Source organism: Nocardioides sp. HDW12B (genome assembly GCF_011299595.1).
Classification (GTDB): domain Bacteria; phylum Actinomycetota; class Actinomycetes; order Propionibacteriales; family Nocardioidaceae; genus Marmoricola_A.
Genome location: NZ_CP049867.1, coordinates 3,284,404 through 3,307,842 on the forward strand (window position 1 = coordinate 3,284,404; position 23,439 = coordinate 3,307,842).

At 69.0% G+C, this 23,439-nt stretch carries 33 protein-coding genes; 3 read left to right on the forward strand and 30 right to left on the reverse strand.

Annotated elements, in window-relative coordinates; genetic code table 11:
• Positions 1-83 precede the first annotated feature (83 nt).
• From G7072_RS15325 to rpsJ, 29 genes are all read right to left on the reverse strand, one after another.
• A complete protein-coding gene (locus G7072_RS15325; protein WP_166087854.1) occupies positions 84-1,070 on the reverse strand; it encodes a glycine betaine ABC transporter substrate-binding protein in 987 nt (328 codons plus the stop codon).
• A 1-nt stretch (position 1,071) separates the two neighbouring features.
• Entirely contained in the window at positions 1,072-1,923 is an 852-nt protein-coding gene (locus G7072_RS15330; RefSeq protein WP_166087857.1) for an ABC transporter permease, read from the reverse strand.
• Positions 1,920-3,161 carry an ABC transporter ATP-binding protein gene (locus tag G7072_RS15335; protein ID WP_166090254.1) on the reverse strand — a complete coding sequence of 414 codons (1,242 nt, stop codon included), beginning with the start codon at positions 3,159-3,161 and terminating at the stop codon, positions 1,920-1,922. Before G7072_RS15335 ends, G7072_RS15330 begins: the two co-directional genes overlap by 4 nt.
• A 1-nt stretch (position 3,162) precedes the next feature.
• Positions 3,163-3,816, reverse strand: a complete 654-nt coding sequence (locus G7072_RS15340) for an ABC transporter permease (RefSeq protein ID WP_240916980.1) — start codon at positions 3,814-3,816, stop codon at positions 3,163-3,165.
• A gap of 125 nt (positions 3,817-3,941) precedes the next feature.
• Positions 3,942-5,369 (reverse strand): cystathionine beta-synthase, encoded by a 1,428-nt coding sequence (locus G7072_RS15345; protein WP_166087858.1) that lies wholly within the window; start codon positions 5,367-5,369, stop codon positions 3,942-3,944.
• 119 nt (positions 5,370-5,488) lie between these two features.
• A complete protein-coding gene (gene map / locus G7072_RS15350) occupies positions 5,489-6,310 on the reverse strand; it encodes a type I methionyl aminopeptidase (RefSeq protein WP_166087859.1) in 822 nt (273 codons plus the stop codon).
• 7 nt (positions 6,311-6,317) lie between these two features.
• A complete protein-coding gene (locus tag G7072_RS15355; protein WP_166087861.1) occupies positions 6,318-6,887 on the reverse strand; it encodes an adenylate kinase in 570 nt (189 codons plus the stop codon).
• Positions 6,887-8,182 carry a preprotein translocase subunit SecY gene (gene secY / locus G7072_RS15360; protein WP_166087863.1) on the reverse strand — a complete coding sequence of 432 codons (1,296 nt, stop codon included), beginning with the start codon at positions 8,180-8,182 and terminating at the stop codon, positions 6,887-6,889. Before secY ends, G7072_RS15355 begins: the two co-directional genes overlap by 1 nt.
• Before the next feature lie 165 nt (positions 8,183-8,347).
• Positions 8,348-8,788 (reverse strand): 50S ribosomal protein L15, encoded by a 441-nt coding sequence (gene rplO, locus G7072_RS15365; protein WP_166087865.1) that lies wholly within the window; start codon positions 8,786-8,788, stop codon positions 8,348-8,350.
• Between the two features lies 1 nt (position 8,789).
• Positions 8,790-8,984 carry a 50S ribosomal protein L30 gene (gene rpmD, locus G7072_RS15370; RefSeq protein ID WP_166087867.1) on the reverse strand — a complete coding sequence of 65 codons (195 nt, stop codon included), beginning with the start codon at positions 8,982-8,984 and terminating at the stop codon, positions 8,790-8,792.
• A complete protein-coding gene (rpsE, locus tag G7072_RS15375; RefSeq protein WP_166087869.1) occupies positions 8,984-9,583 on the reverse strand; it encodes a 30S ribosomal protein S5 in 600 nt (199 codons plus the stop codon). Before rpsE ends, rpmD begins: the two co-directional genes overlap by 1 nt.
• A 45-nt stretch (positions 9,584-9,628) precedes the next feature.
• A complete protein-coding gene (rplR, locus tag G7072_RS15380) occupies positions 9,629-10,012 on the reverse strand; it encodes a 50S ribosomal protein L18 (RefSeq protein ID WP_166087871.1) in 384 nt (127 codons plus the stop codon).
• 2 nt (positions 10,013-10,014) lie between these two features.
• Complete coding sequence (rplF, locus tag G7072_RS15385) at positions 10,015-10,557, reverse strand: 50S ribosomal protein L6 (protein ID WP_166087873.1); 543 nt, start codon at positions 10,555-10,557, stop codon at positions 10,015-10,017.
• A 37-nt stretch (positions 10,558-10,594) separates the two neighbouring features.
• Entirely contained in the window at positions 10,595-11,002 is a 408-nt protein-coding gene (gene rpsH / locus G7072_RS15390) for a 30S ribosomal protein S8 (RefSeq protein WP_166087875.1), read from the reverse strand.
• A gap of 91 nt (positions 11,003-11,093) precedes the next feature.
• Positions 11,094-11,279: a type Z 30S ribosomal protein S14 gene (locus tag G7072_RS15395; protein ID WP_011757321.1), complete on the reverse strand. Its 186-nt coding sequence runs from the start codon at positions 11,277-11,279 to the stop codon at positions 11,094-11,096.
• Positions 11,280-11,284: 5 nt separating this feature from the next.
• The gene (rplE, locus tag G7072_RS15400) at positions 11,285-11,860 is read right to left on the reverse strand and encodes a 50S ribosomal protein L5 (RefSeq protein WP_166087877.1); all 576 of its coding nucleotides are present in this window, start codon (positions 11,858-11,860) and stop codon (positions 11,285-11,287) included.
• The gene (rplX, locus tag G7072_RS15405; RefSeq protein WP_240916981.1) at positions 11,860-12,234 is read right to left on the reverse strand and encodes a 50S ribosomal protein L24; all 375 of its coding nucleotides are present in this window, start codon (positions 12,232-12,234) and stop codon (positions 11,860-11,862) included. Before rplX ends, rplE begins: the two co-directional genes overlap by 1 nt.
• A 2-nt stretch (positions 12,235-12,236) precedes the next feature.
• Positions 12,237-12,605: a 50S ribosomal protein L14 gene (gene rplN / locus G7072_RS15410; RefSeq protein WP_166087879.1), complete on the reverse strand. Its 369-nt coding sequence runs from the start codon at positions 12,603-12,605 to the stop codon at positions 12,237-12,239.
• Positions 12,606-12,696: 91 nt separating this feature from the next.
• The gene (gene rpsQ / locus G7072_RS15415) at positions 12,697-12,984 is read right to left on the reverse strand and encodes a 30S ribosomal protein S17 (RefSeq protein WP_166087882.1); all 288 of its coding nucleotides are present in this window, start codon (positions 12,982-12,984) and stop codon (positions 12,697-12,699) included.
• Positions 12,981-13,220: a 50S ribosomal protein L29 gene (gene rpmC, locus G7072_RS15420; protein ID WP_166087884.1), complete on the reverse strand. Its 240-nt coding sequence runs from the start codon at positions 13,218-13,220 to the stop codon at positions 12,981-12,983. Before rpmC ends, rpsQ begins: the two co-directional genes overlap by 4 nt.
• The gene (gene rplP / locus G7072_RS15425) at positions 13,220-13,639 is read right to left on the reverse strand and encodes a 50S ribosomal protein L16 (protein WP_166087887.1); all 420 of its coding nucleotides are present in this window, start codon (positions 13,637-13,639) and stop codon (positions 13,220-13,222) included. Before rplP ends, rpmC begins: the two co-directional genes overlap by 1 nt.
• 3 nt (positions 13,640-13,642) lie before the next feature.
• A complete protein-coding gene (gene rpsC, locus G7072_RS15430) occupies positions 13,643-14,491 on the reverse strand; it encodes a 30S ribosomal protein S3 (protein ID WP_166087889.1) in 849 nt (282 codons plus the stop codon).
• Positions 14,491-14,928, reverse strand: coding sequence for a 50S ribosomal protein L22 (gene rplV / locus G7072_RS15435; protein ID WP_166087892.1), 438 nt, complete (start codon positions 14,926-14,928; stop codon positions 14,491-14,493). Before rplV ends, rpsC begins: the two co-directional genes overlap by 1 nt.
• A 28-nt stretch (positions 14,929-14,956) precedes the next feature.
• A complete protein-coding gene (gene rpsS, locus G7072_RS15440) occupies positions 14,957-15,238 on the reverse strand; it encodes a 30S ribosomal protein S19 (RefSeq protein ID WP_166087895.1) in 282 nt (93 codons plus the stop codon).
• Positions 15,239-15,251: 13 nt separating this feature from the next.
• A complete protein-coding gene (gene rplB, locus G7072_RS15445) occupies positions 15,252-16,085 on the reverse strand; it encodes a 50S ribosomal protein L2 (RefSeq protein WP_166087897.1) in 834 nt (277 codons plus the stop codon).
• Between the two features lie 35 nt (positions 16,086-16,120).
• A complete protein-coding gene (rplW, locus tag G7072_RS15450; protein ID WP_166087899.1) occupies positions 16,121-16,426 on the reverse strand; it encodes a 50S ribosomal protein L23 in 306 nt (101 codons plus the stop codon).
• Positions 16,423-17,070 carry a 50S ribosomal protein L4 gene (gene rplD / locus G7072_RS15455; protein ID WP_166087901.1) on the reverse strand — a complete coding sequence of 216 codons (648 nt, stop codon included), beginning with the start codon at positions 17,068-17,070 and terminating at the stop codon, positions 16,423-16,425. The genes rplW and rplD overlap by 4 nt, the downstream gene beginning before the upstream one ends.
• Complete coding sequence (gene rplC / locus G7072_RS15460) at positions 17,067-17,726, reverse strand: 50S ribosomal protein L3 (protein ID WP_166087903.1); 660 nt, start codon at positions 17,724-17,726, stop codon at positions 17,067-17,069. Before rplC ends, rplD begins: the two co-directional genes overlap by 4 nt.
• A 10-nt stretch (positions 17,727-17,736) precedes the next feature.
• On the reverse strand, positions 17,737-18,045 hold the full coding sequence (gene rpsJ / locus G7072_RS15465) for a 30S ribosomal protein S10 (protein ID WP_007078637.1): 309 nt from the start codon (positions 18,043-18,045) through the stop codon (positions 17,737-17,739).
• A 564-nt stretch (positions 18,046-18,609) separates the two neighbouring features.
• On the opposite strand from rpsJ, the gene G7072_RS15470 reads away from it, so the two are divergent.
• From G7072_RS15470 to G7072_RS15480, 3 genes are all read left to right on the forward strand, one after another.
• On the forward strand, positions 18,610-19,959 hold the full coding sequence (locus tag G7072_RS15470) for an ABC transporter substrate-binding protein (protein WP_240916982.1): 1,350 nt from the start codon (positions 18,610-18,612) through the stop codon (positions 19,957-19,959).
• A 97-nt stretch (positions 19,960-20,056) separates the two neighbouring features.
• Positions 20,057-21,019: a sugar ABC transporter permease gene (locus G7072_RS15475; protein WP_166087907.1), complete on the forward strand. Its 963-nt coding sequence runs from the start codon at positions 20,057-20,059 to the stop codon at positions 21,017-21,019.
• On the forward strand, positions 21,016-21,984 hold the full coding sequence (locus G7072_RS15480; protein WP_166087909.1) for a carbohydrate ABC transporter permease: 969 nt from the start codon (positions 21,016-21,018) through the stop codon (positions 21,982-21,984). Before G7072_RS15475 ends, G7072_RS15480 begins: the two co-directional genes overlap by 4 nt.
• Before the next feature lie 73 nt (positions 21,985-22,057).
• On the opposite strand, the gene G7072_RS15485 is transcribed toward G7072_RS15480, so the two are convergent.
• Positions 22,058-23,428 carry a GH1 family beta-glucosidase gene (locus tag G7072_RS15485; protein WP_166087911.1) on the reverse strand — a complete coding sequence of 457 codons (1,371 nt, stop codon included), beginning with the start codon at positions 23,426-23,428 and terminating at the stop codon, positions 22,058-22,060.
• Between the last annotated feature and the right edge of the window lie 11 nt (positions 23,429-23,439).

Consider the following 23,439-nt stretch of genomic DNA (forward strand, 5'->3'; position numbering starts at 1 on the left):
AGACCGGCACTCCCCACGCTCCGGCCGCCGTGGGGAGCGTCAGTTTCACGACATACCTGGGGAAACCGACGTTCCCGCGCCCGTCAGGCGATGAAGCCCTCGGACTTCAGCCAGTCCAGGGCCACGTCGGTCGGGTCCTGGCCCTCGACGTCGACCCGGGCGTTGAGCTCGATGAGCGTCTCGTCGTCGAGCTTCTCCGCCACCGGCGCGAAGAGCTTCTCGATGTCGGGGTCGTCCTCGAGGGCCTGCTCGCGGAAGACCGGGGCGACGTTGTAGACCGGGAAGAAGTCCCGGTCGTCCTCGAGCACGGTCAGGTCGAGCGCCTTGATGCGGCCGTCGGTCGTGAAGATCTCGCCGAAGTTGCAGTCACCCTGGTCGGTGGCGGCGTAGATCGCGCCGGTGGCCAGCGTCTTCACGTTGCCGGCCGGCACCTCCTTGCCCAGCGGGATGTCGTAGGCCTCGAGCATCGGCTCGAAGCCGTCGTCGCGGTTCTTGAACTCCGACTCCACGCAGAAGGTGCGGTCGGACGCCGGCAGGGTCTTGATCTCCGACAGCTTGGTGATGCCGAGCTCGTCGAGGGTCTCCGTCGGCGTCGCGAACCCGTAGGTGTTGTTCATCGGTGCCGGCGGCAGCCAGACCAGGCCGTTCTCCTCCAGGTCCCGGTCGCGCACGGCCTCGTACTGCTTCTCCGGGTCCGGGATCGGCTTGGTCTCACCGAGGTAGGTGATCCACGCCGTGCCGGTGTACTCCCACTGCATGTCGACCTGGCCGTCGACCTGGGCCAGCCGCGCGCTGGCGCTGCCGGGGATGTTGGTCAGGTCGGTCACCGAGGCGCCGGCCGACTTCAGCAGGATGATCGCGATCTTGCCGAGGATCAGCTGCTCGGTGAAGTTCTTCGACCCGACCGACAGCGAGGCGCCGTCGATCTCGTAGTCGGCGACCGGCCCGGCGAGCTTGCCCGTCGGGGTGAAGCCGGCGGCCGTGCCGAGGCCGCAGCCGGCGAGAGCCAGGCAGCCGGTCACGGCCAGCGCGGCCAGGCGGCCGGAGTACGTCGCACGGGGGCGTGGCATCTCAGAGTCCCTTCGGTCGGAGGGCGGTCTCCAGCACGCGACCCACCCAGTCGACGAGCAGCGCGAGGAGCGCGATGAGCAGGCCCCCGCTGATGAGGATGGAGTTGCGCGACAGGACGACCCCGGTCTGGATGAGGGCGCCGAGCCCACCGGCGTCGACGAAGGTGCCGAAGGACGCGACGCCGACGACGAGGACGAGCGCCGTGCGCACGCCGGCCATGATCACCGGGATGGCGAGCGGCAGCTCGATGCGCAGCAGCACGCCTCGCCCGGACATGCCCATCCCGCGTCCGGCCTCGATGAGGGTCCGGTCGACGCCCTGCAGTCCCACGATGGTGTTGCGCAGGACCGGCAGCACGCCGTACAGCGTGAAGGCGAGCACGGCGGTCCAGAAGCCGAAGTTGATCCAGATCGCGAACAGCACGACGAGGCCGATGGCGGGCGCGGCCTGACCGATGTTGCCGATGCCGACCACGAGCGGCGCGGCCTTGTCGAAGCCCTTGCGGGTCAGCAGCACCCCCAGCGGGACGGCCGCCGCGAGCACGAACACGGTCGTGACCAGGGTGATCTTCACGTGCTCCCACGTGAGGTCGAGCAGCGTGCCCCAGGCGAGCTGACGGCTCTCGATCGCGTCGAGGGAGGCGGTGGCGCGCCACCAGACCCATCCTCCCAGCACGAGCACGACGACCACGGGGATGCCGAGGAGCAGGATGACCTGCTCGCGGGAGATCCGGGATCGCGCCGAGCGCTCGGGGGCGACGTCGGTCTCCCCCGTCAGCTCGTCCCGCTCGCCCGTCTCGGGGGAACCCGTCGGGGCGTCCTCGTCGGGGCGGGTGCGGGTCGCCTCGCTCATGCCGGGGTCCCGCGGTCCAGGCGCTCCGCCTCGGACTCGCTGCTGGCGTCGCCGACGTTCTGGATCCGCTGCGTCACCGACGTGAACGACGCGACGCCGAGGAACTCCTCGCGACGGCCCGTCACGATGGCGCCGGCGTGGCTGGAGGTCAGCATGTCGTCGAGGGCGTCGTTGAGCGTGGCCCGGCGGTCGACGCCGAGCACGTCGTCGCCCCGGGGCTCGGACACGGTGGAGGCGTCCTCGAGGTCGCGCAGCCACACCCAGTCGCGGGGGCGCCGGTTCTTGTCGAGGATGATGACGGAGCGCTCGCCGGCCTCCTTGGCCCGGCGGACGGCCTCCTCGCTGGACTCTCCGACGGTGGCCGTGGGCCAGTCGAGGAGCTCGATGTCGCTGACCCGCATCAGCGTCAGCTGCTTGAGCGACGACCCCGCTCCCACGAAGTCCTCGACGAACCGGTTCGCCGGGTTGGCCAGGATGTTCTCGGGGGTGTCGTACTGCGCGATCTCCGCGCCCTCGCGCAGGATACAGATCCGGTCGCCGAGCTTGATGGCCTCGTCGATGTCGTGGGTGACGCAGACGATGGTCTTGCGCAGCTCGGCCTGGATCGACATGAGCTCGTCCTGCAGCCGCTGCCGCGTGATCGGGTCGACCGCGCCGAACGGCTCGTCCATGAGCACGACCGGCGGGTCGGCGGCCAGGCCGCGGGCGACGCCGACGCGCTGCTGCTGACCGCCGGAGAGCTCGCGGGGATAGCGGTCGCGGTACTTCTTGGCGTCCAGGCTGACCAGGTCGAGCAGCTCGTCGACGCGCTCGTCGATGCGCTTGCCGTCCCACTTGAGGAGCTTGGGCACCATCGCGATGTTCTGGGCGACCGTCATGTGGGGGAAGAGGCTGCCGCCCTGGATGACGTAGCCGATGTGACGGCGCAGCTCGTCGACCGAGCGGCCCTTCACGTCCTCGCCCCCGATGGTGATGGTGCCGGAGGTGGGCTCGATGAGCCGGTTGATCATCTTCAGCGACGTCGTCTTGCCGCAGCCCGAGGGGCCCACGAACATCACGATCTCGCCGGCCGGGATGTGCAGGGTCAGGTGGTCGACGGCCGCCGAGTCCTGTCCCGGGTACTTCTTGACGACGTCGGTGAGCTCGAGGTCGACCCCGCTGATCTCGGTGTCGGCGTTGCGACCGCCGGAGTCGTCCGGACGGTCGGAGGCGCTGGTGTCGGTGGAGGTGGCGGTCATGTCAGACACGGATTCCCTTCGAGGTGGTGACCCGACCGAACACCTGCAGCAGGGCGTCGAGGACGAGGGCGAGGAGGATGACACCGACGGTGCCGACGAGCGCGGAGTAGAGGGCGTTGGCGCTGCCGATCTGCTCGAGACCAGCGTAGATGTAGCCGCCCAGGCCGGGGCCCAGGGCGAAGGCCGCGATGGCGGCGACGCCCATCGACATCTGGGTCGACGTGCGCACCCCGGCCAGGATGACCGGCCAGGCCAGCGGCAGCTGGACGCGCAGCAGGGTGCTGACCGAGCCCATGCCCATGCCGCGGGAGGACTCGAGGAGGGTGGCGCTGACGCCCTGCAGCCCGACGACGGCGTTGCGCAGGATCGGCAGGATGGCGTAGAAGGTCACCGCGATGACCGACGGCCGGGGACCGATGCCGACCAGCGGCAGCAGGAGCCCGATGAGGGCGAAGGAGGGCAGCGTCAGGCCGATCGAGCTGATGGCGTTCGCCACCGGGTCGAGGGCCGGCACCCGGGTGACGAGGACGGCGAGCAGGAAGGCGAGGACGGTCGCGATCGCCACGCACTGCACCACCAACGACACGTGCTGATAGCTGCTGTAGAGGAGCTCGGTCCTCTGGTCGACCAGGTAGTCCCACACGTGGGCACTCACCTCAACCCCGAGTAGATGGCAGAAACGCGTTCTACCTTTGCACGGATCTGCCAGAGGGCCTACGGAACGGGCGAAATGCCGGTGATGTGAGTGACGTGAGAGGTCTCACCCGTCCCGGCCCGTGCTCAGCCCTGGGCGAGGAAGGCGAGCAGGTCCTGGCGCGTCAGCACCCCGATCGGCTTGCCGTCCTCCTGCACCAGCAGGGCGTCGCCCTTCTCCAGCGCCGCGACGGCGGCGTCGACCGGCTCCGAGGCGCCGATGGTCGGGAAGGGCGCGCTCATGTGGTCCTCGACCGCGTCGGACAGCCGTGCCTCGTTGGTGAACAACGCGTCCAGCAGCGCCCGGTCCGAGACGGACCCGGCCACCTCGGCCGCCACGACGGGCGGCTCGGCCCGCACGACCGGCATCTGCGAGACGCCGTACTCGTGGAGGATCGCGATCGCCTCGGCGACGGTCTCCGCGGGGTGGGTGTGGACGAGGTCGGGCAGCCGGTCGTCCTTGCCGCGCAGCACCTGCCCGACCGTCTGGCCGCCGGTGGCGGGCAGGAAGCCGTAGCGGGCCAGCCACTCGTCGTTGAAGACCTTCGTCAGGTAGCCGCGCCCGGAGTCCGGCAGCAGCACCACGACCACCGCGTCGCGCCCCTCCTCGGTGCCGGCCAGCTCGTGCGCGAGCCGCACCGCGGCCACCGCCGCCATGCCGCAGGAGCCCCCGACGAGCAGGCCCTCCTCGCGGGCCAGCCGGCGGGTCATCGCGAACGAGTCGCCGTCGGAGACCTCGATGATGCGGTCGGCGACCTCACGGTCGTAGGCCTCGGGCCAGAAGTCCTCGCCGACCCCCTCCACGAGGTAGGGCCGCCCGGTGCCGCCGCTGTAGACGGAGCCGGCCGGGTCCGCCCCGACGACCTGCACGTCGGGGTTCTGCTCCTTGAGGTAGCGGCCCGTGCCGCTGATCGTGCCGCCGGTGCCGACGCCGCAGACGAAGTGCGTCACCCGGCCCTCGGTCTGGCGCCAGATCTCCGGCCCGGTGGTCTCGTAGTGCGAGCGCGGGTTGGCCGGGTTGGAGTACTGGTCGGGCTTCCAGGCGCCCTCGATCTCGCGGGTGAGCCGGTCCGAGACCGAGTAGTAGGAGTCCGGGTGGTCGGGGTCCACCGCGGTCGGGCAGACGACCACCTCGGCGCCGTACGCCTTGAGGACGTTGCGCTTGTCCTCGCTGACCTTGTCCGGGACGACGAAGACGCAGTGGTAGCCCTTGGCCTGCGCCACCAGCGCCAGCCCGACGCCGGTGTTGCCCGAGGTGGGCTCCACGATGGTGCCGCCCGGCTGCAGCTCGCCGGAGGCCTCCGCCGCCTCCACCATGCGTACGGCGATGCGGTCCTTCACCGAGCCGCCCGGGTTCATGTACTCCACCTTGGCCAGCACCAGCGGCCCGTCCTCGGACGCCGAGCCCGACGCCGCGTCACCGGCACCACCGGGGCCGCTCTCGTCGAGCACCCGGCGCAGCCGCACGAGCGGGGTGTTTCCGATCAGGTCCAGCATCGAGTCCACGTAGTCCACGTCGTGGAGTCTAGGCCCGCCCCTCGACCCCCTGAGAACCGCGCACAAGAGCCCTCATGTGACTCGTGAGCACCTCACACGTCCCGTGACCGGTCTTGTGCGCGGAAATGGCGCCCCGGTCAGTCGCCGCCGTAGGGGACGCCGAGGGCCTCGAGCCGCTCGCGGCCGCCGTCGAGGGCGGTCAGCACCCAGGCGCCGCGCTCGGTGAGCGTGAAGGTGTGCTCGAAGTGGGCCGCCCAGGACCCGTCGAGCGTCGCCACCGTCCAGTCGTCGTCGAGCACGACGCTGTCCTGCGCGCCGGCGGTGACCATGGGCTCGACGGCCAGCGCCAGGCCGAGCACCAGCTTCGGCCCGCGCCCCGGACGGCCGTGGTTGGGCACCGAGGGCGGCTGGTGCATCTGCGAGCCGATGCCGTGGCCGGTGTAGTCGCGCACGATCCCGTAGGGGCCCTCGGCCCGGACCGACGTCTCGACGGCGTGGCTGATGTCGCTCACCCGGCCCCCGAGACGGGCGGCCGCGATCCCGTGCCATAGGCTCGCCTCGGTCACGCGCATCAGCTCGAGCGCCTCGGGCTCGACGGTGCCGACAGCGACCGTCGTCGCGGCGTCGCCGTGCCACCCGTCGACGATCGCGCCGCAGTCGATGGACACGATGTCGCCCTCGACCAGCAGGCGCTCGCCGGGGATGCCGTGCACGATCTCGTCGTTGACCGATGCGCAGATGCTGGCGGGGAACGGTGGTTCGGCGTACCCCTTGAAGGAGGGGACCGCGCCGCGTGAGCGGATGTGGTCCTCGGCCAGCGCGTCGAGCTCGCCGGTGCTCACGCCCGGTCGCGCCGCCGCGCGCAGCAGCTCGAGGGCCTCGCCGACCACGAGGCCGGCAGCGCGCATGCGCTCGATCTGCTCGGGCGTCTTGATCTCGATGCCCCGCTCGCGGAACACCGGGGTGTCAGTCCTGCGTCTCGAGGGCGTCGAAGATGCGCTGGGTCACCGTGTCGACCTCGCCGATGCCGTCGACCTCGACCAGCAGCCCGCGCTCGTCGTAGACCTTGATGAGCGGCGCGGTCTGCTCGTTGTAGACCTCCTGGCGCCGACGGATCACCTCTTCGGTGTCGTCGGTGCGCCCCTCGACCTCGGCGCGCTTCAGCAGCCGCTTGACCAGCTCGTCCTGGTCCGCGGCCAGCGAGACGGCCGCGTCCAGCTTGGTGCCGAGCTCGGCCAGCATGTCGTCGAGCTCGTCGACCTGCGCCAGCGTGCGCGGGTAGCCGTCGAGCAGGAAGCCCGGCTCGGCGTCGGGGAGGTTGACCCGGTCGCGCACCATCGCGTTGGTGATCTCGTCGGGGACGTACTCCCCCGCGTCCATGTAGCGCTGCGCCTCTTGCCCCAGCTCGGTCCGGCCGGCCACGTTCGCGCGGAAGATGTCGCCGGTCGAGATGGCCGGCACGCCGAAGTGCTCGGCCACGACCTTGGCCTGCGTGCCTTTGCCGGCCCCGGGCGGGCCCATGAGGATCAGTCGCATCAGCGGAGGAATCCTTCGTAGTTGCGCTGCTGCAGCTGGCTCTCGATCTGCTTCACGGTGTCGAGGGCGACCCCGACCATGATGAGGATCGAGGTGCCACCGAACGGGAAGTTCTGGTTGGCGTCGACGAGGACCAGCGCGATCAGCGGGATGAGGGCGATCAGACCGAGGTACGTCGCTCCCGGCAGGGTGATGCGGGAGAGGACGTAGCTGAGGTACTCCTCGGTCGGCTTGCCGGCCCGGATCCCGGGGATGAAGCCGCCGTACTTCTTCATGTTGTCCGCGACCTCGGTCGGGTTGAACGTGATCGAGACGTAGAAGTAGGTGAAGAACACGATCATGGCGAAGTAGACCGCCATGTAGAGGGGGTGGTCCCCGGTGGTGAAGTACTTGCCCAGGAAGCTGGACACCGGGTTGTCCTGGTTGGGGTCGAACTGGGTGGCGAGCGCCGGCAGGTACAGCAGGCTCGAGGCGAAGATGACCGGGATGATGCCGGCCTGGTTCACCTTGAGCGGGATGTACGTCGACGAGCCGCCGTACATCTTGCGACCCACCATCCGACGGGCGTACTGCACGGGGATCCGCCGCTGGCCCTGCTCCATGAAGATGACAACGGCGATGATCACGAAGCCGATGAGGATGACCATGCCGAAGACGGCCCAGCCACGGTCCTGGCGCAGCGCCCACAGCGTCGCGGGGAACGTCGCGACGACCTGGGTGAAGATCAGGATCGACATGCCGTTGCCGATGCCGCGGTCGGTGATGAGCTCGCCGAACCACATGATGATCGCGGTGCCGGCGGTCATCGTGATGACCATGATGAGCATCGTCGCGATGCCCTCGTCGTAGAGCAGCGGCAGCGCGCAGCCCTGGATCAGCTGGTCGGCGCGCGCGAGGGCCACGATGCCCGTGGCCTGCAGGATCGCGAGCGCCAGGGTGAGGTAGCGGGTGTACTGCGTGATCTTGGTCTGGCCGGCCTGACCCTCCTTCTTCAGGGTCTCCAGCCGGGGGATCACGACCACCAGCAGCTGCAGGATGATGCTCGCGGTGATGTAGGGCATGATCCCCAGCGCGAAGACCGTCAGCTGCAGCAGCGCTCCGCCGGAGAACAGGTTGATCAAGCCGTAGATGCCGTCGTTCTGCACCTGCGCGACACAGTCCTGCACGTTGGCGACGTTCACGCCGGGTGCGGGGAGCTGGGAGCCGAGACGGAAGATGACGATGATCCCGAGCACGAACAGCAGCTTGCGTCGCAGGTCCGGCGTGCGGAACGCGTTGACGAATGCGCCTAGCACCAAGTCCTCATTTCCTGTGTCTGCCACCGAGGGCGATCTGCCTCGCGCGACGGGTCCCTCGACCCACGGCGGCACGCCTCGGAGAGCCTAACAGGGGCCCCGGCTCCGGTCGGTCGCTTGGTGCGACGTCGGTGCCAGGGCCCCTGTCTCGAGCGTGGAGTCACCTCACAGCTGGGTGATGGAGCCGCCCGCTGCCTCGACCTTCTGCTTGGCCGACGCCGAGAAGGCGTGGGCGCTGAGCTGGACGGCCGTGCTGATCTCGCCGGTGCCGAGCACCTTGACGGGCTGGCCGGCGCGGACCGCACCGCGCGCGGCGAGGTCCTCGACGCCGACGGTGCCGCCCTCGGGGAACAGCTCCGAGACGCGGTCGAGGTTGACGACCTGGAAGGTCACCTTGAAGGGGTTCTTGAAGCCCTTGAGCTTCGGCAGACGCATGTGCAGCGGCATCTGCCCACCCTCGAAGGCGGCCGGGACCTGGTTGCGGGCCTTCGTGCCCTTCGTGCCTCGTCCGGCCGTCTTGCCCTTGCTGGCCTCGCCTCGACCCACGCGGGTCTTGGCGGTCTTGGCGCCCGGTGCGGGGCGCAGGTGGTGCACCTTGAGTGCCATGTCAGTCGACCTCCTCGACGACGACGAGGTGACGCACGGTCTGCACCATGCCCCGGACCTCGGGTCGGTCCTCCTTGACGACGACGTGCCCGATCCGCTTGAGACCCAGCGACCGCAGCGTGTCGATCTGGTTCCTCTTGCAGCCGATCGTGGAACGCGTCTGCGTGACCTTGAGACTCTTCGCGTTGTCCGCCATCAGGAGGTCACCTCCGCACGGGCGCGCAGCAGCGCGGCCGGGGCGACGTCCTCCACGGGCAGACCGCGGCGCGCGGCCACGGCCTCGGGCTCCTCGAGACCCTTGAGGGCCTCGACGGTCGCGTGGACGATGTTGATCTGGTTCGACGAGCCGAGCGACTTGCTCAGCACGTCGTGAATGCCGGCGCATTCCAGCACGGCGCGCACCGGACCACCGGCGATGACACCGGTACCGGGAGCAGCCGGGCGGAGCAGCACGACGCCCGCGGCCTTCTCACCCTGCACGGGGTGCGGGATGGTGCCCTGGACGCGCGGCACGCGGAAGAAGGCCTTCTTGGCCTCCTCCACGCCCTTGGCGATGGCGGCCGGAACCTCCTTGGCCTTGCCGTAGCCGACGCCGACCGTGCCGTCGCCGTCGCCGACGATGACCAGGGCGGTGAAGCTGAAGCGACGACCACCCTTGACCACCTTGGCGACGCGGTTGATCGCGACGACACGCTCGAGGTAGGCGGTCTTGTCTGCAGCCTGGCCGCCGCGACGGTCGTCGCGGTTGCCGCGACGCTCGCCTCCGGCACCCGTACGGCGCTGGGGTCCGCTCATGTCGAGTTCCCTTCTCTCACTAACAGTCTGTGTGGTCGTGCGCGATCAGAACGCGAGCCCGCCCTCGCGGGCGCCGTCCGCGAGGGCCGCGACGCGACCGTGGTACTTGTTGCCGGCGCGGTCGAAGACCACGCCCTCGACACCGGCCGCCTTGGCCCGCTCGGCGAGGAGCTCGCCGACGCGCTTGGCCTTCTCGGTCTTGTCACCGGTGGCGGCCCGCAGGTCCGCCTCCATGGTGCTGGCCGAGGCCAGGGTCTTGCCGACCGAGTCGTCGACGACCTGCGCACCGATGTGGCGCGCGGAGCGGGTGACGACGAGGCGGGGACGCTCGGTCGAGCCGGTGATGCGCTTGCGACCACGGACCTGGCGACGCAGCCGCGACGCGGTGCGCCCGGCGGTGTGCTTGCCCTGCTTGAGTGCGATGGCCATGGTTACTTACCAGCCTTTCCGACCTTGCGGCGGACGACCTCGCCCGCGTAGCGGACACCCTTGCCCTTGTACGGCTCGGGCTTCCGCAGCTTGCGGATGTTCGCGGCCACCTCACCGACGAGCTGCTTGTCGATGCCGGCGACCGAGAGCTTGGTGGGGCCCTCGACGCCGAAGGTGATGCCCTCGGGGGCGTCGAAGATGATGGGGTGCGAGTAGCCGAGCTGGAACTCCAGCTGGGTCGGCCCCTTGGACAGGACGCGGTAACCCACGCCCACGATCTCGAGCTTCTTCTCGTAGCCCTGGGTCACGCCGGTGACCATGTTGGCGATGAGGGTCCGGGTCAGCCCGTGCAGCGAGCGCGACTGACGCTCGTCGTTGGGACGGACCACGGCGATCTCGCCGTCGTCGTTGCGGTCGACCGTGATGGGCTCGGCGACGGTGTGGCTCAGGGTGCCCTTGGGGCCCTTGACCGTCACCACGCTGCTGTCGAGGGTGACCTCGACGCCCGACGGGACCGGGATGGGGAGCTTGCCAATGCGCGACATGCTGTGTGTCTCCTCTACGTCTCTCGTCCGGCCCGGATCACCAGACGTAGGCGAGGACTTCTCCGCCCACGCCCTTCTGGTTGGCCTTGCGGTCGGTCAGGAGACCCTGGCTGGTGGAGATGATGGCGACGCCGAGCCCGCCGAGGACCTTCGGGAGGCCGGTGGACTTGGCGTAGACACGCAGGCCGGGCTTGCTGATGCGGCGCAGGCCGGCGATCGAACGCTCGCGGTTCTGGCCGTACTTCAGCGTGACCGTGAGCGTCTTGCCCACGGCGCCCTCGGGCGCGTCCTCGACGGAGTAGGAGGTGATGTAGCCCTCCTGCTTGAGGATCTCGGCGACCCCCACCTTGAGCTTGCTGTGCGGCATCACCACGGCGTCGTGGTACGCCTGGTTGGCATTGCGCAGACGGGTCAGCATGTCTGCGATCGGGTCAGTCATCGTCATGGCCGTGAGGCCCTTTCTCGTCGTGGTTTCGACTCCGTCAGGAGCCGACCTTCAACGTTCTCTCGAGTGATGGAGGTGGAACGGGGGTGGGTCACCAGGAGCTCTTGGTGACACCGGGCAGCTCGCCGCGGTGCGCCATCTCCCGCAGGCAGATCCGGCAGAGGCCGAACTTGCGGTAGACGGCCTTGGGGCGACCGCAGCGCTGGCAGCGCGTGTAGCCCCGGACGGCGAACTTCGGCTTGCGAGCCGCCTTGACCTTGAGTGCTGTCTTGGCCATCGCTGTCAGTTCTCCTTGAAGGGGAAGCCGAGCTGCTTGAGCAGCGCGCGTCCCTCGTCGTCGCTGGTCGCGGTGGTCACGACCGTGATGTCCATGCCGCGGGAGCGGTCGATCCTGTCCTGGTTGATCTCGTGGAACATGACCTGCTCGGTGAGACCGAAGGTGTAGTTGCCACGGCCGTCGAACTGACGGTCCGACAGACCACGGAAGTCACGGATGCGGGGCAGCGCCAGCGTGAGCAGGCGGTCCAGGAACTCCCACATGCGGTCGCCGCGCAGCGTGACGTGCGCACCGATCGGCATGCCCTCGCGCAGCTTGAACTGCGCGATCGACTTGCGGGCCTTGGTGACCTGCGGCTTCTGGCCGGTGATCGCGGTGAGGTCGGCGACCGCACCGTCGATCAGCTTCGAGTCGCGGGCCGCCTCGCCGACGCCCATGTTGACCACGATCTTGGTCAGGCCGGGCACCTGCATGACGTTGGCGTAGCCGAACTGCTCGTGCAGCGCGGGGAGGATCTCCTCGCGGTACCGCGCCTTGAGGCGCGGCGGCACGGTGGTCGTCTCGTTGTCGGTGGCGGTCATCAGATCTCCTCGCCGGTGGAGCGCGAGACGCGGACGCTGCGCTCAGCGGTGTACGTCGAGCCGTCGGGGCGACGCTTCTCCGAGGACACCCGCTTGAAGCCGACACGCGTGGTGCCGTCCTTCTCGACGAGCATCACGTTGGAGACGTGCACGGCGGCCTCCTGCGTGATGATGCCCCCGGTGTTGCCGGCGCGGCCGCCCTGCTGGATCGCCTTGGTGTGACGCTTGACGAGGTTGACGCCCTCGACGATCACACGGTCGGCCTCACGCAGCACGGAGATGACCTTGCCCTGCTTGCCCTTGTCGGCTCCGGCGATCACCTTGACGGTGTCGCCCTTCTTGATGTTCACGGTCTTCTTCTTCGCGTTGGCCATGCTCACAGCACCTCCGGGGCGAGCGAGATGATCTTCATGAAGCGCTTGTCGCGCAGCTCGCGCCCGACGGGGCCGAAGATGCGCGTTCCGCGCGGCTCGCCGTCGTTCTTGAGGATCACCGCAGCGTTCTCGTCGAAGCGGATGTAGGAACCGTCGGGACGGCGCCGCTCCTTGACGGTGCGGACGATGACCGCCTTGACGACGTCGCCCTTCTTGACGTTTCCGCCCGGGATGGCGTCCTTGACGGTGGCGACGATGGTGTCACCGATCCCGGCGTACCGACGGCCTGACCCACCGAGCACCCGGATGCAGAGGATCTCCTTCGCACCGGTGTTGTCGGCGACCTTCAGCCGCGACTCCTGCTGAATCACTGTCTTCTCCTGGTCTCACTGGTTCTCGGCTCCGTGAAGAGCGAGCCTGGTGGAACTCTGGTCTGTCGGGCCCCTGCGGGGCCCGGCGTGGTTACTTGGCCTTCTCCAGCACACCGACGACGCGCCAGCGCTTGGTGGCGGACAGCGGACGGGTCTCCATGATCTGGACCCGGTCGCCGACGCCACACTCGTTGGTCTCGTCGTGCGCCTTCAGCTTGCTGGTGCGCCGCAGGACCTTGCCGTAGAGCGCGTGCTTGACGCGGTCCTCGACGAGGACGACCACGGTCTTGTCCATCTTGTCGCTGACGACCAGGCCCTGGCGCACCTTGCGGGGCGCCCGCTCCTCGTTCGTTGCGGTCACGTTGCTGTCCTGACTCATGAGTCACCGTCCTGGTTCGGGTTCTGACGGATCCCGAGCTCCCGCTCACGCACCACGGTGTAGATGCGGGCGATGTCGCGCTTGACCGACCGGAGCCGGCCGTGGCTGTCCAGCTGGCCGGTGGCCGACTGGAAGCGGAGGTTGAACAGCTCCTCCTTGGCCTCGCGCAGCTTGGTCTCGAGATCAGCGTTGGTCATCTCGTCGAGCTCGTGGGCCTTGCTCACCTGGCTAGCCATCAGAACTCACCTGCCTCACGGGTGACGAAGCGGCACTTCATGGGGAGCTTGTGCATCGCGCGGCGCATCGCCTCACGGGCGACGTCCTCCTCGACGCCGGCCAGCTCGAACATGACGCGACCGGGCTTGACGTTCGCGATCCACCACTCGGGCGAGCCCTTGCCGGAACCCATGCGGGTCTCGGCGGGCTTCTTGGTCAGCGGGCGGTCCGGGTAGATGTTGATCCAGACCTTTCCGCCGCGCTTGATGTGGCGGGTCATGGCGATACGGGCCGACTCGATCTGTCGGTTGGTCACGTAGTGACCCTCGACCGCCTGGATGCCGAAGTCGCCGAAGGACAGCGTGGTGCCGCCCTTCGCCGCACCTCGGCGGTTCGGGTGGTGCTGCTTGCGGTGCTTGACCCTGCGGGGCATCAACATGGCTCAGGCCTCCCCGGTGCTCGGGCTCGCGGTGGACGACTCCGCGCCGGCCGGAGCCGCAGCGGTGGCCGTCTCGGGAGCGGACTCGGCGGGCGCGTCGGAGCGGGCCGAGCGCGTGGGGCGCTCGGCGCGGGTGCCGCGGCTGGGACGCTCGCCGCCCCGGCTGGGACGCCCGCGACCCGGAGCACCGGCGCGCGCGGCCGCTTGGGCCTCACGCTCGGCGCGGGTCCCGGCGACCTCGCCCTTGTAGATCCAGACCTTCACGCCGATGCGGCCGAAGGTCGTCTTGGCCTCGTAGAAGCCGTAGTCGATGTCGGCGCGCAGCGTGTGCAGCGGGACGCGACCCTCGCGGTAGAACTCCGAGCGCGACATCTCCGCGCCACCGAGACGGCCGGAGCACTGGATGCGGACACCCTTGGCGCCCGAGCGCATCGAGGTCTGCATCGCCTTGCGCATGGCGCGACGGAACGCGACACGGCCGGCGAGCTGCTCGGCGACACCCTGGGCGACGAGCTGGGCGTCGACCTCGGGGTTCTTGACCTCGAGGATGTTCAGCTGCACCTGCTTGCCGGTGAGCTTCTCGAGCTCGCCACGGATGCGGTCGGCCTCGGCGCCACGGCGACCGATGACGATGCCCGGACGCGCGGTGTGGATGTCCACCCGCACACGGTCACGGGTGCGCTCGATCTCGACCTTGGAGATGCCGGCCCGCTCCATGCCCTTGCTGAGCAGCTTGCGGATGGCCACGTCCTCGCCGACGTAGCTCTTGTAGAGCTTGTCGGCGTACCAGCGGCTGCGGTGGTCGGTGGAGATGCCGAGGCGGAACCCGTTGGGGTTGATCTTCTGACCCATCAGGCCTTCCGTCCCTTCTTGTTCGTGGTCGTGGTCTGCGCGACGACGCGCGGCGTGACCACCAGCGTGATGTGGCTGGTCCGCTTGTTGATGCGCGACGCCCGGCCCTGGGCGCGTGCGCGCCAGCGCTTCATCGTCGGGCCCTCGTCGACCATCGCCTTGCTGACCACGAGCGTGCTCGCGTCCAGGCCCTCGGTCGTCTCCGCGTTGGAGACCGCGCTCGCCAGGACCTTGTAGACGGTCTCGGCAGCGGCCTGCGGGGCGAACTGGAGGGTGTTCAGCGCGTCCTCGACGCCCATCCCACGGACCAGGTCGACCACGCGACGGGCCTTCAGGGGCGTGATCCGCACGAAACGTGCGCTCGCGAAGGCACCGGGCTCGTCACCCAGCAGGCTCTCGCGGCGCGCGCTCACCTGCTTGCGCTCCATAGTGCTCATGTCTCTCGTCTCCGTCTCGTCCCCGCGATCAGCGGCGACGGCTCTTCCGGTCGTCCTTGACGTGCCCGCGGTAGGTGCGGGTCGGGGCGAACTCGCCCAGCTTGTGACCGACCATCGAGTCGCTCACGAAGACCGGGACGTGCTTGCGGCCGTCGTGCACCGCGATGGTGTGGCCGATCATCTCGGGCACGATCATCGAGCGCCGCGACCACGTCTTGATGACGTTGTGCGTGCCCTTCTCGTTCTGGTTCTCCACCTTCTTCATGAGGTGGCCGTCCACGAAGGGACCCTTCTTCAGGCTGCGAGGCATGTGTCTTCAGTCCTTATCGACGCTTGCCGGACTTGCGGCGGCGGATGATCTGGGCGTCGGAGGCCTTGCGCTTGCGCGTGCGGCCCTCCGGCTGGCCCCAGGGGGACACCGGGTGACGTCCACCCGAGGTCTTGCCCTCTCCACCACCGTGGGGGTGGTCGACCGGGTTCATGACGACACCGCGGACGGTCGGGCGCTTGCCCTTCCAGCGCATGCGGCCGGCCTTGCCCCAGTTGATGTTCGACTGCTCGGCGTTGCCGACCTCGCCGATCGTCGCGCGGCAGCGGACGTCGACGAAGCGCATCTCGCCCGAGGGCATGCGCAGCGTCGCGCGGCTGCCCTCACGGGCGACCAGCTGGGCCGAGATGCCGGCCGAACGGGCGATCTTGGCGCCACCGCCGGGGCGGAGCTCCACGCAGTGGATGGTCGTGCCCACGGGGATGTTGCGCAGCGGCAGGTTGTTGCCCGGCTTGATGTCGGCGCGGACGCCGGCCTCCACCGTCATGCCCTGCACGAGGTCGCGCGGGGCGATGATGTAGCGCTTCTCGCCGTCGGCGAAGTGCAGCAGCGCGATGCGCGCGGTGCGGTTCGGGTCGTACTCGATGTGAGCGACCTTGGCCGGCACGCCGTCCTTGTCGTAACGACGGAAGTCGATGACGCGGTAGGCCCGCTTGTGGCCGCCACCCTGGTGACGCGTGGTGATGCGTCCCTGGTTGTTGCGGCCGCCCTTCTTGGGCAGCGGACGGGTCAGCGACTTCTCCGGCGTGGTCCTGGTGACCTCGACGAAGTCGGCGACCGACGAGCCACGACGGCCCGGGGTGGTCGGCTTGTACTTGCGGATAGCCATGAGTCTGTGTCCTCGTTAACGATTCTCGGGGCCGGTCAGGAGACCGGTCCTCCGAAGATGTCGATGCGCTGACCCTCGGCGAGGCTGACGATCGCCCGCTTGGTGTCGGCACGCTTGCCCAGGCCGTTGCGGGTGCGCCGCGTCTTGCCCGACCGGTTGAGCGTGTTCACCGAGGTGACCTTCACGTTGAAGATCTTCTCGACCGCGATCTTGATCTCGGTCTTGTTCGCGTCCGGGTGCACCACGAAGGTGTACTTGTTGACGTCGAGCAGGCCGTAGCTCTTCTCGCTGACGACCGGCGCGATGAGCACGTCGCGGTGGTCCTTGTGGAAGGTGCTCACTGCTGGGCCTCCTCGGAGGTAGCGACGGCCTTGACCGACTTGCCGGTCGACGGGCCCGCCACGAACGCCTCGTAGGCGCCCTGGGTGAAGACCACGTCGTCGGCGACGAGGACGTCGTAGGTGTTGAGCTGGTCGACGGCGATCAGGTGCACGCCGGACTCGTTGCGCAGCGACAGCCAGGTGAGGTTGTCGCCCCGCTCGAGCACGACCAGCGCGCGACGCTTCTCGACCAGTCCGGTCAGGGACGCCAGCGCCGTACGCGTCGAGGGCTTGTCACCGTCGATCAGGCCGTCGACGACGTGCACACGACCCGAGCGCGCCCGGTCGGACAGGGCACCGCGCAGGGCGGCGGCCTTCATCTTCTTGGGCGTGCGCTGGCTGTAGTCGCGCGGCTGCGGGCCGTGGACGACGCCACCACCGGCGAACTGGGGAGCGCGGACCGAGCCCTGGCGGGCGCGGCCGGTGCCCTTCTGCTTGTGGGGCTTGCGACCACCGCCGCGGACCTCGCCGCGGGTCTTGGTCGCGTGCGTGCCCTGACGGGCCGCGGCCTGCTGGGCCACGACGACCTGGTGGATCAGGGGGATGTTGACCTGGACGTCGAAGATCTCGGCCGGCAGGTCGACCTTCACGAGGTTCGCGGTCACTGGGCACCACCCTTCTTGGTCGCCGAGCGCAGGACGATCACGCCGCCCTTGGGGCCGGGGACGGCACCCTTGAGCAGCACGAGGCCCTTCTCGGCATCGACGGCGTGGACGACGACGTTCTGCGTCGTGACGGTCTCGCCACCCATGCGACCCGCCATGCGCAGGCCCTTGAAGACCCGGCCGGGGGTGGCGCAGGCACCGATGGAACCGGGCTTGCGGTGGTTGCGGTGAGCACCGTGCGAGGCCGAGACACCGGCGAAGCCGTGACGCTTCATGACACCGGCGAAGCCCTTGCCCTTGCTCGTCCCGGTGACGTCGAGGACGTCGCCGGCGGCGAAGGTGTCGGCCGCGAGCTCCTGGCCCACGGTGTACGACGCGGCGTCCGCGGTGCGGATCTCGATCAGGTGGCGGCGCGGCGTGACACCGGCGGCGGAGAAGTGACCGGCGCGCGGCTTGTTGACCTTGCGCCCGTCGATCTCGCCGAAGCCGATCTGCACGGCGTTGTAGCCGTCCTTCTCGGGACCGCGCACCTGCGTCACGACGTTGGTGCCGGCCGCGACGACGGTGACCGGGACGACGCGGTTGCTGTCGTCCCAGGTCTGGGTCATGCCGAGCTTGGTGCCCACCAGACCCTTGACGTTTCGTTCCATAGTCATATCGCGATCCTCAGAGCTTGATCTCGATGTCGACACCGGCCGGGAGGTCGAGACGCATGAGCGAGTCGACGGTCTTCGGCGTGGGGTCGATGATGTCGATCAGCCGCTTGTGCGTGCGCATCTCGAAGTGCTCGCGGCTGTCCTTGTACTTGTGGGGGGAGCGGATGACGCAGAAGACGTTCTTCTCCGTGGGGAGCGGCACGGGGCCGGCCACCTTCGCGCCCGTCCGGGTCACCGTGTCGACGATCTTCCGCGCCGAGGTGTCGATCACCTCGTGGTCATAGGCCTTGAGCCTGATGCGGATCTTCTGTCCCGCCATCAGCCATCCTTCTTCCTCGTCGTGGAGCGCCCCCCCTCCGCCGACCCCCGCGGTCGGGCGTGTCGCGCCTTCGAGGCACACACGGAGACCGACCTGTTGTTGCGGGAGTCATGGGCGTTGGCACCCGACTCGACGTCGGGATGAGCAGGGGTCTCACGGTGCGGCGCGGGCACGACGAAGGCTCAGCGCTCAGAAACACCGATTCACCAGTCAATGTGCTCGCACCCCGGCGACCCCGCCGGAGCAACCTGACTATCTTGACAGAGGCGTGGGGACAGGGCAAATCCGCCCGGATCTGGGCCCTGAGCGGCCTCCGCGCCCGGCTCCCCAATCGCCCGAACTTCCAGTCCGACCTGCGGCGATGTGGACATGCGGGCGACTTCGTCTCAGCATGTGACCTGCGTTACATCATCGTTACGCCGGGTCCTTGACGAGTGGCCCCCTACCCCACTTGCATCATCTGCAACGAGTGGCCGACGTGTGCGCCCGCTCGCTGACCCACTTCACGATGAAAGGCAAGGCATGAGAACACCTCAAGCTCGCCGCGGCATTGCGTCGGCGGCAGTGCTGGTCCTGACCGGCGTGGGCCTCGCGGCTTGCGGCGGCGGCAGCAGCGAAGGCGGGGGTGAGGCGCAGTCCGCGGGCGGCACCTCCCCCGGCGAGGGCAACCCCGACTGCGAGCAGCTCACCCAGTTCGGTGACCTGACCGGCGAGGAGGTCAGCGTCTACACCTCGATCGTCGCTCCCGAGGACGCCTCGCACAAGGAGACGTACAAGACGTTCAAGGAGTGCACGGGCGCGGACGTCGCCTACGAGGGCTCCAAGGAGTTCGAGGCCCAGCTCGTGGTGCGCGTGCGCTCGGGCAACCCGCCGGACGTCGCGTTCGTCCCGCAGCCCGGACTCCTCAAGACGCTGGTGACCGACACCGGGAAGGTCGTCGCGGCCCCGCAGCCCGTCGAGGACAACGTCGACGAGTTCTTCGGCGAGGACTGGAAGGTCTACGGCACGGTCGACGACACGTTCTACGCCGCTCCCCTGGGCGCCAACGTGAAGTCGTTCGTCTGGTACTCCCCGAAGATGTTCAAGGAGAACGGCTGGGAGATCCCGGAGACCTGGGACGACATGCTCGCGCTCTCCGACGAGATCGCCGGCACCGGCATCAAGCCCTGGTGCGCCGGCATCGGCTCCGGTGACGCCACCGGCTGGGTCGTCACCGACTGGCTCGAGGACGCCGTCCTGCGCGACGCCGGCCCCGACGCCTACGACCAGTGGGTCAACCACGAGATCCCCTTCAACGACCCGCAGGTCGTGGAGTCGCTGGACCGGGTCGGCGGCATCCTCAAGAACGAGGAGTACGTCAACGGCGGCATCGGCGACGTGAAGTCCATCGCGACCACGGAGTTCACCGACGGCGGACTGCCGATCCTCGACGGCGACTGCGCCCTGCACCGCCAGGCCAGCTTCTACGCGGCCAACTGGCCCGAGGGCACGGACGTCTCCGAGAACGGTGACGCCTTCGCCTTCTACCTGCCGACCACCAACGAGGAGTTCGGCCAGCCCGTCCTCGGTGGTGGCGAGTTCGTCGCGGCGTTCAACGACGAGCCGGTCACCCAGGCGTTCCAGACCTACCTCTCGAGCGACGTCTGGGCCAACGAGAAAGCCATCGCCACCACCGGCGGCGGCTGGGTCAGCGCCAACACCGGTCTGGATGTGAAGAACCTGGCCTCGCCGGTCGACCAGCTGTCCGGCGAGATCCTGCAGGACCCCGAGGCGGTCTTCCGCTTCGACGGTTCCGACCAGATGCCGGGCGCAGTCGGAGCGGGCTCGTTCTGGTCCGAGAGCACGGCCTGGATCACGGGTCAGAGCACCCAGGACACCCTCGACAAGATCGAGGACTCCTGGCCGTCCTCCTGACGACCACAGGTGGGGGCCTCCGCTCCGGAGGCCCCCACCTGCACCTCTGCACGACCCGTCCACGTGTGCGTCGCCCGGAGCCCCGGAGGAGGCCCCCATGACAACTCCTGAGAAATTCATCCAGCTCGCCATCGTCATCGCCCTGTTCATCGGCGTGATGACCGCTCTGCTCGTCCTGACCTCGAAGACGCAGAGCAGGCGCGGGGAGCTCTTCCAGTCGCTCGCCTTCGTGCTGCCGGCCGTGCTCATGATCGCGCTCGGCCTGCTCTACCCCGCGATCAGGACCATCATCCAGTCCTTCCAGGACACCGCCTCGATCAACTTCGTGGGCCTGGAGAACTACAAGACCGTCTTCACCAGCGACGACCAGATCCTGGTGCTGCGCAACACGGCGGTGTGGGTCATCCTGACCCCGATCGCGGCGACCTTCATCGGTCTGATCTACGCGATCCTCATCGACCGCTCCCGCTTCGAGAAGTTCGCCAAGGCGCTGATCTTCCTGCCGATGGCGATCTCGCTGGTCGGCGCCTCGGTCATCTGGCGCTTCGTCTACGACTACCGCGCGGCCGAGCAGACCCAGATCGGCCTGCTCAACCAGATCCTCAAGACCCTCGGCATGGACACCTACCGGTTCCTGCTCGAGCCACCGTGGAACACCGTGTTCCTGGTCGTCATCCTGATCTGGGTGCAGGCAGGCTTCGCGATGACGATCCTGTCGGCCGCCATCAAGGCCATCCCCGACGACATGCTCGAGGCCGCTCGCCTCGACGGCGTCAGCGGGCTGAAGATGTTCCGCTACATCACCGTGCCGAGCATCCGTCCCTCGCTGATCGTGGTGCTGACCACGATCTCGATCACCACCCTGAAGGTCTTCGACATCGTCCGGACCGCGACCGGTGGTCAGTTCGACACCAGCGTGGTGGCCTACGAGTTCTACGTGCAGAGCTTCCGCTCGTTCAACAACGGGCTCGGGGCCGCTCTGGCCACGTTGCTGTTCATCCTCGTGATGCCGATCGTCATCTACAACGTGCGCCAGCTGCGAAAGGTGGAGGCCCGATGAGCACCAGCACCCCTCCGAGCATCGACGTCGGCGCCGAGACCGCTGAGAAGCCCTCCCGGGCCGCGGCCGCGAAGCAGAAGCTGTCGTCCCCGTGGGCGTCGTTGTTCGCCATCGTCATCGCGATCCTCTGGACGATCCCCACCCTGGGGCTCTTCATCAGCTCCTTCCGGCCGGAGTCCTCGGTCAAGGGCAGCGGCTGGTGGACGTGGTTCACCGACCCCGAGTTCACGATGTCGAACTACGACGCCGTGCTCAACGGTGGCGACACCAACCTGGCAACGTACTTCGTCAACACGATCGTGATCACGATCCCGGCGGTCGTCATCCCGATCAGCATCGCGGTGCTGGCGGCGTACGCCTTCGCATGGATGAAGTTCCCCTTCCGCGACGGCCTGTTCGTGGCTGTCTTCGCCATGCAGATCGTGCCGATCCAGGTCACGATGATCCCGCTGCTCACCCTCTACGTGAACCCGGGCGGGGCGCTGGGGCTGGAGGACGGGTCGATCCCGTCGCTCGCGGGGCCGGACGCCTTCGGCGGCGGCTTCTACACGATCTGGCTCTCGCACGCGATCTTCGCGCTCCCGCTCGCGATCTACCTCCTGCACAACTTCATGAAGGAGATCCCGGGCGAGCTGATCGAGGCGGCGTTCGTCGACGGCGCCGGGCACGCCCAGGTGTTCACGAAGATCATGCTGCCGCTGATGACACCGGCCATCGCCGCCTTCGGCATCTTCCAGTTCCTCTGGGTCTGGAACGACCTGCTCGTGGCCCTGGTGTTCGGTGGCGGCAACCTGGACGTCTCGCCGCTGACCGTGCGGCTGGCCGAGCTGTCCGGCTCGCGGGGGGCGGACTGGCACCTGCTGTCGGCCGGCGCCTTCGTCTCGCTGATCGTGCCGCTCATCGTGTTCCTCAGCCTGCAACGCTTCTTCGTGCGAGGTCTCCTCGCCGGCAGCGTGAAGGGCTAGCGCGAGCCGCACGCACGACGGCCCGCCACCCCTCGGGTGGCGGGCCGTCCTGCGTCCGGGGTCGTGCCCGCGGTCAGCGGTGGCGCGCGACGTGGTCGGCGTAGAAGTCGAAGGACGCCTTCGGGGTGCGGTCCTGGGTCTCGGGGTCGATGTGGACGAGCCCGAACGTCTTCGTGTAGCCCTCGGCCCACTCGAAGTTGTCCAGCAGCGTCCAGCACACGTAGCCCCGGACGTCCGCTCCCTGCTCGCGCGCCCGCTCGAGCGCGGCCAGGTGGTCGCGCAGGTAGGTGATGCGGTCCTGGTCGTCGACCCGGCAGTCGTCGGCCACCGCGTCGACGCAGGCCGCGCCGTTCTCGGTCACCAGCAGCGGCAGGCCCGTCCGCTCGTGGGTGGCCACGAGCAGCTCGGTCAGCGCGCGGTCGTCGGTCTCCCAGCCGATGTCGGTCAGCGGACCGCGCGGGCGGAAGGTGAGACCCTCGACCCCGGGGTACGCCGCCGCCGCGCCGGCGTCGACCTCGCCCTCGTCCAGCACGTCGGGCCGGTCGGGGGTGTAGTAGTTGACCCCGATCCAGTCCGCCGATCCCCGGATCAGGTCGAGGTCGCCCTCACGCACCACGTCGGGGTCCGCCAGCTCGGGCGCGATCGCCCGCAGCCGCTCGTCGTACGCACCGTCGACCAGGGGGTCGATCCAGACTCGATTGCGGATGGCGTCGACGCCGTCGGCGACGTCGGCCGCCTCCGGTCGCTCGGGCCACACGGTGTTGAGGTTGTGGACGATGCCGACGTCGCCGGCCCCGGCCTCGCGCATCCGGTGCGCGGCCAGGGCGTGCCCCAGGTTGAGGTGGTGCGCCGCGACCAGCGCCCGAGTGCCCTCGGTGCGTCCCGGGGCGTGCACGCCGGCGGCGTAGCCGAGCAGGGCCGCGCACCAGGGCTCGTTGTGGGTGGCCCACAGCCCGACCCGGTCCGCGAGGCGCTCGGTGACCACCATCGCGTAGTCGGCGAAGGCCTCGGCGGTGTCGCGGTTGAGCCAGCCGCCGCGACTCTCCAGGGCCTGCGGGAGGTCCCAGTGGTACAGGGTGACCATCGGGGTGATCCCGCGCTCCAGGAGGCCGTCCACGACCCGGTCGTAGTAGTCCAGGCCGCGGCCCTCGACGTTCCCGACGCCCTGCGGCACGACGCGCGGCCAGGCGACGGAGAACCGGTAGGCGTCCACCCCGAGGCGATCGAGCAGCGCGAGGTCCTCGTCGAGCCGGTGGTAGGAGTCGCACGCCACCGAGCCGTCCTTGCCGTCACGGACGGTGCCCGGCAGCGCGGCGAAGGTGTCCCAGATCGACGGCCCCCGTCCGTCGGCGGTGGTCGCCCCCTCCACCTGGTAGGAGGCCGTGGCCGTGCCCCAGAGGAAGGTCTGCGCGTCAGGGAGCCCCGTGGGCGGTCGAGAGGTCACCCGGTCACGCT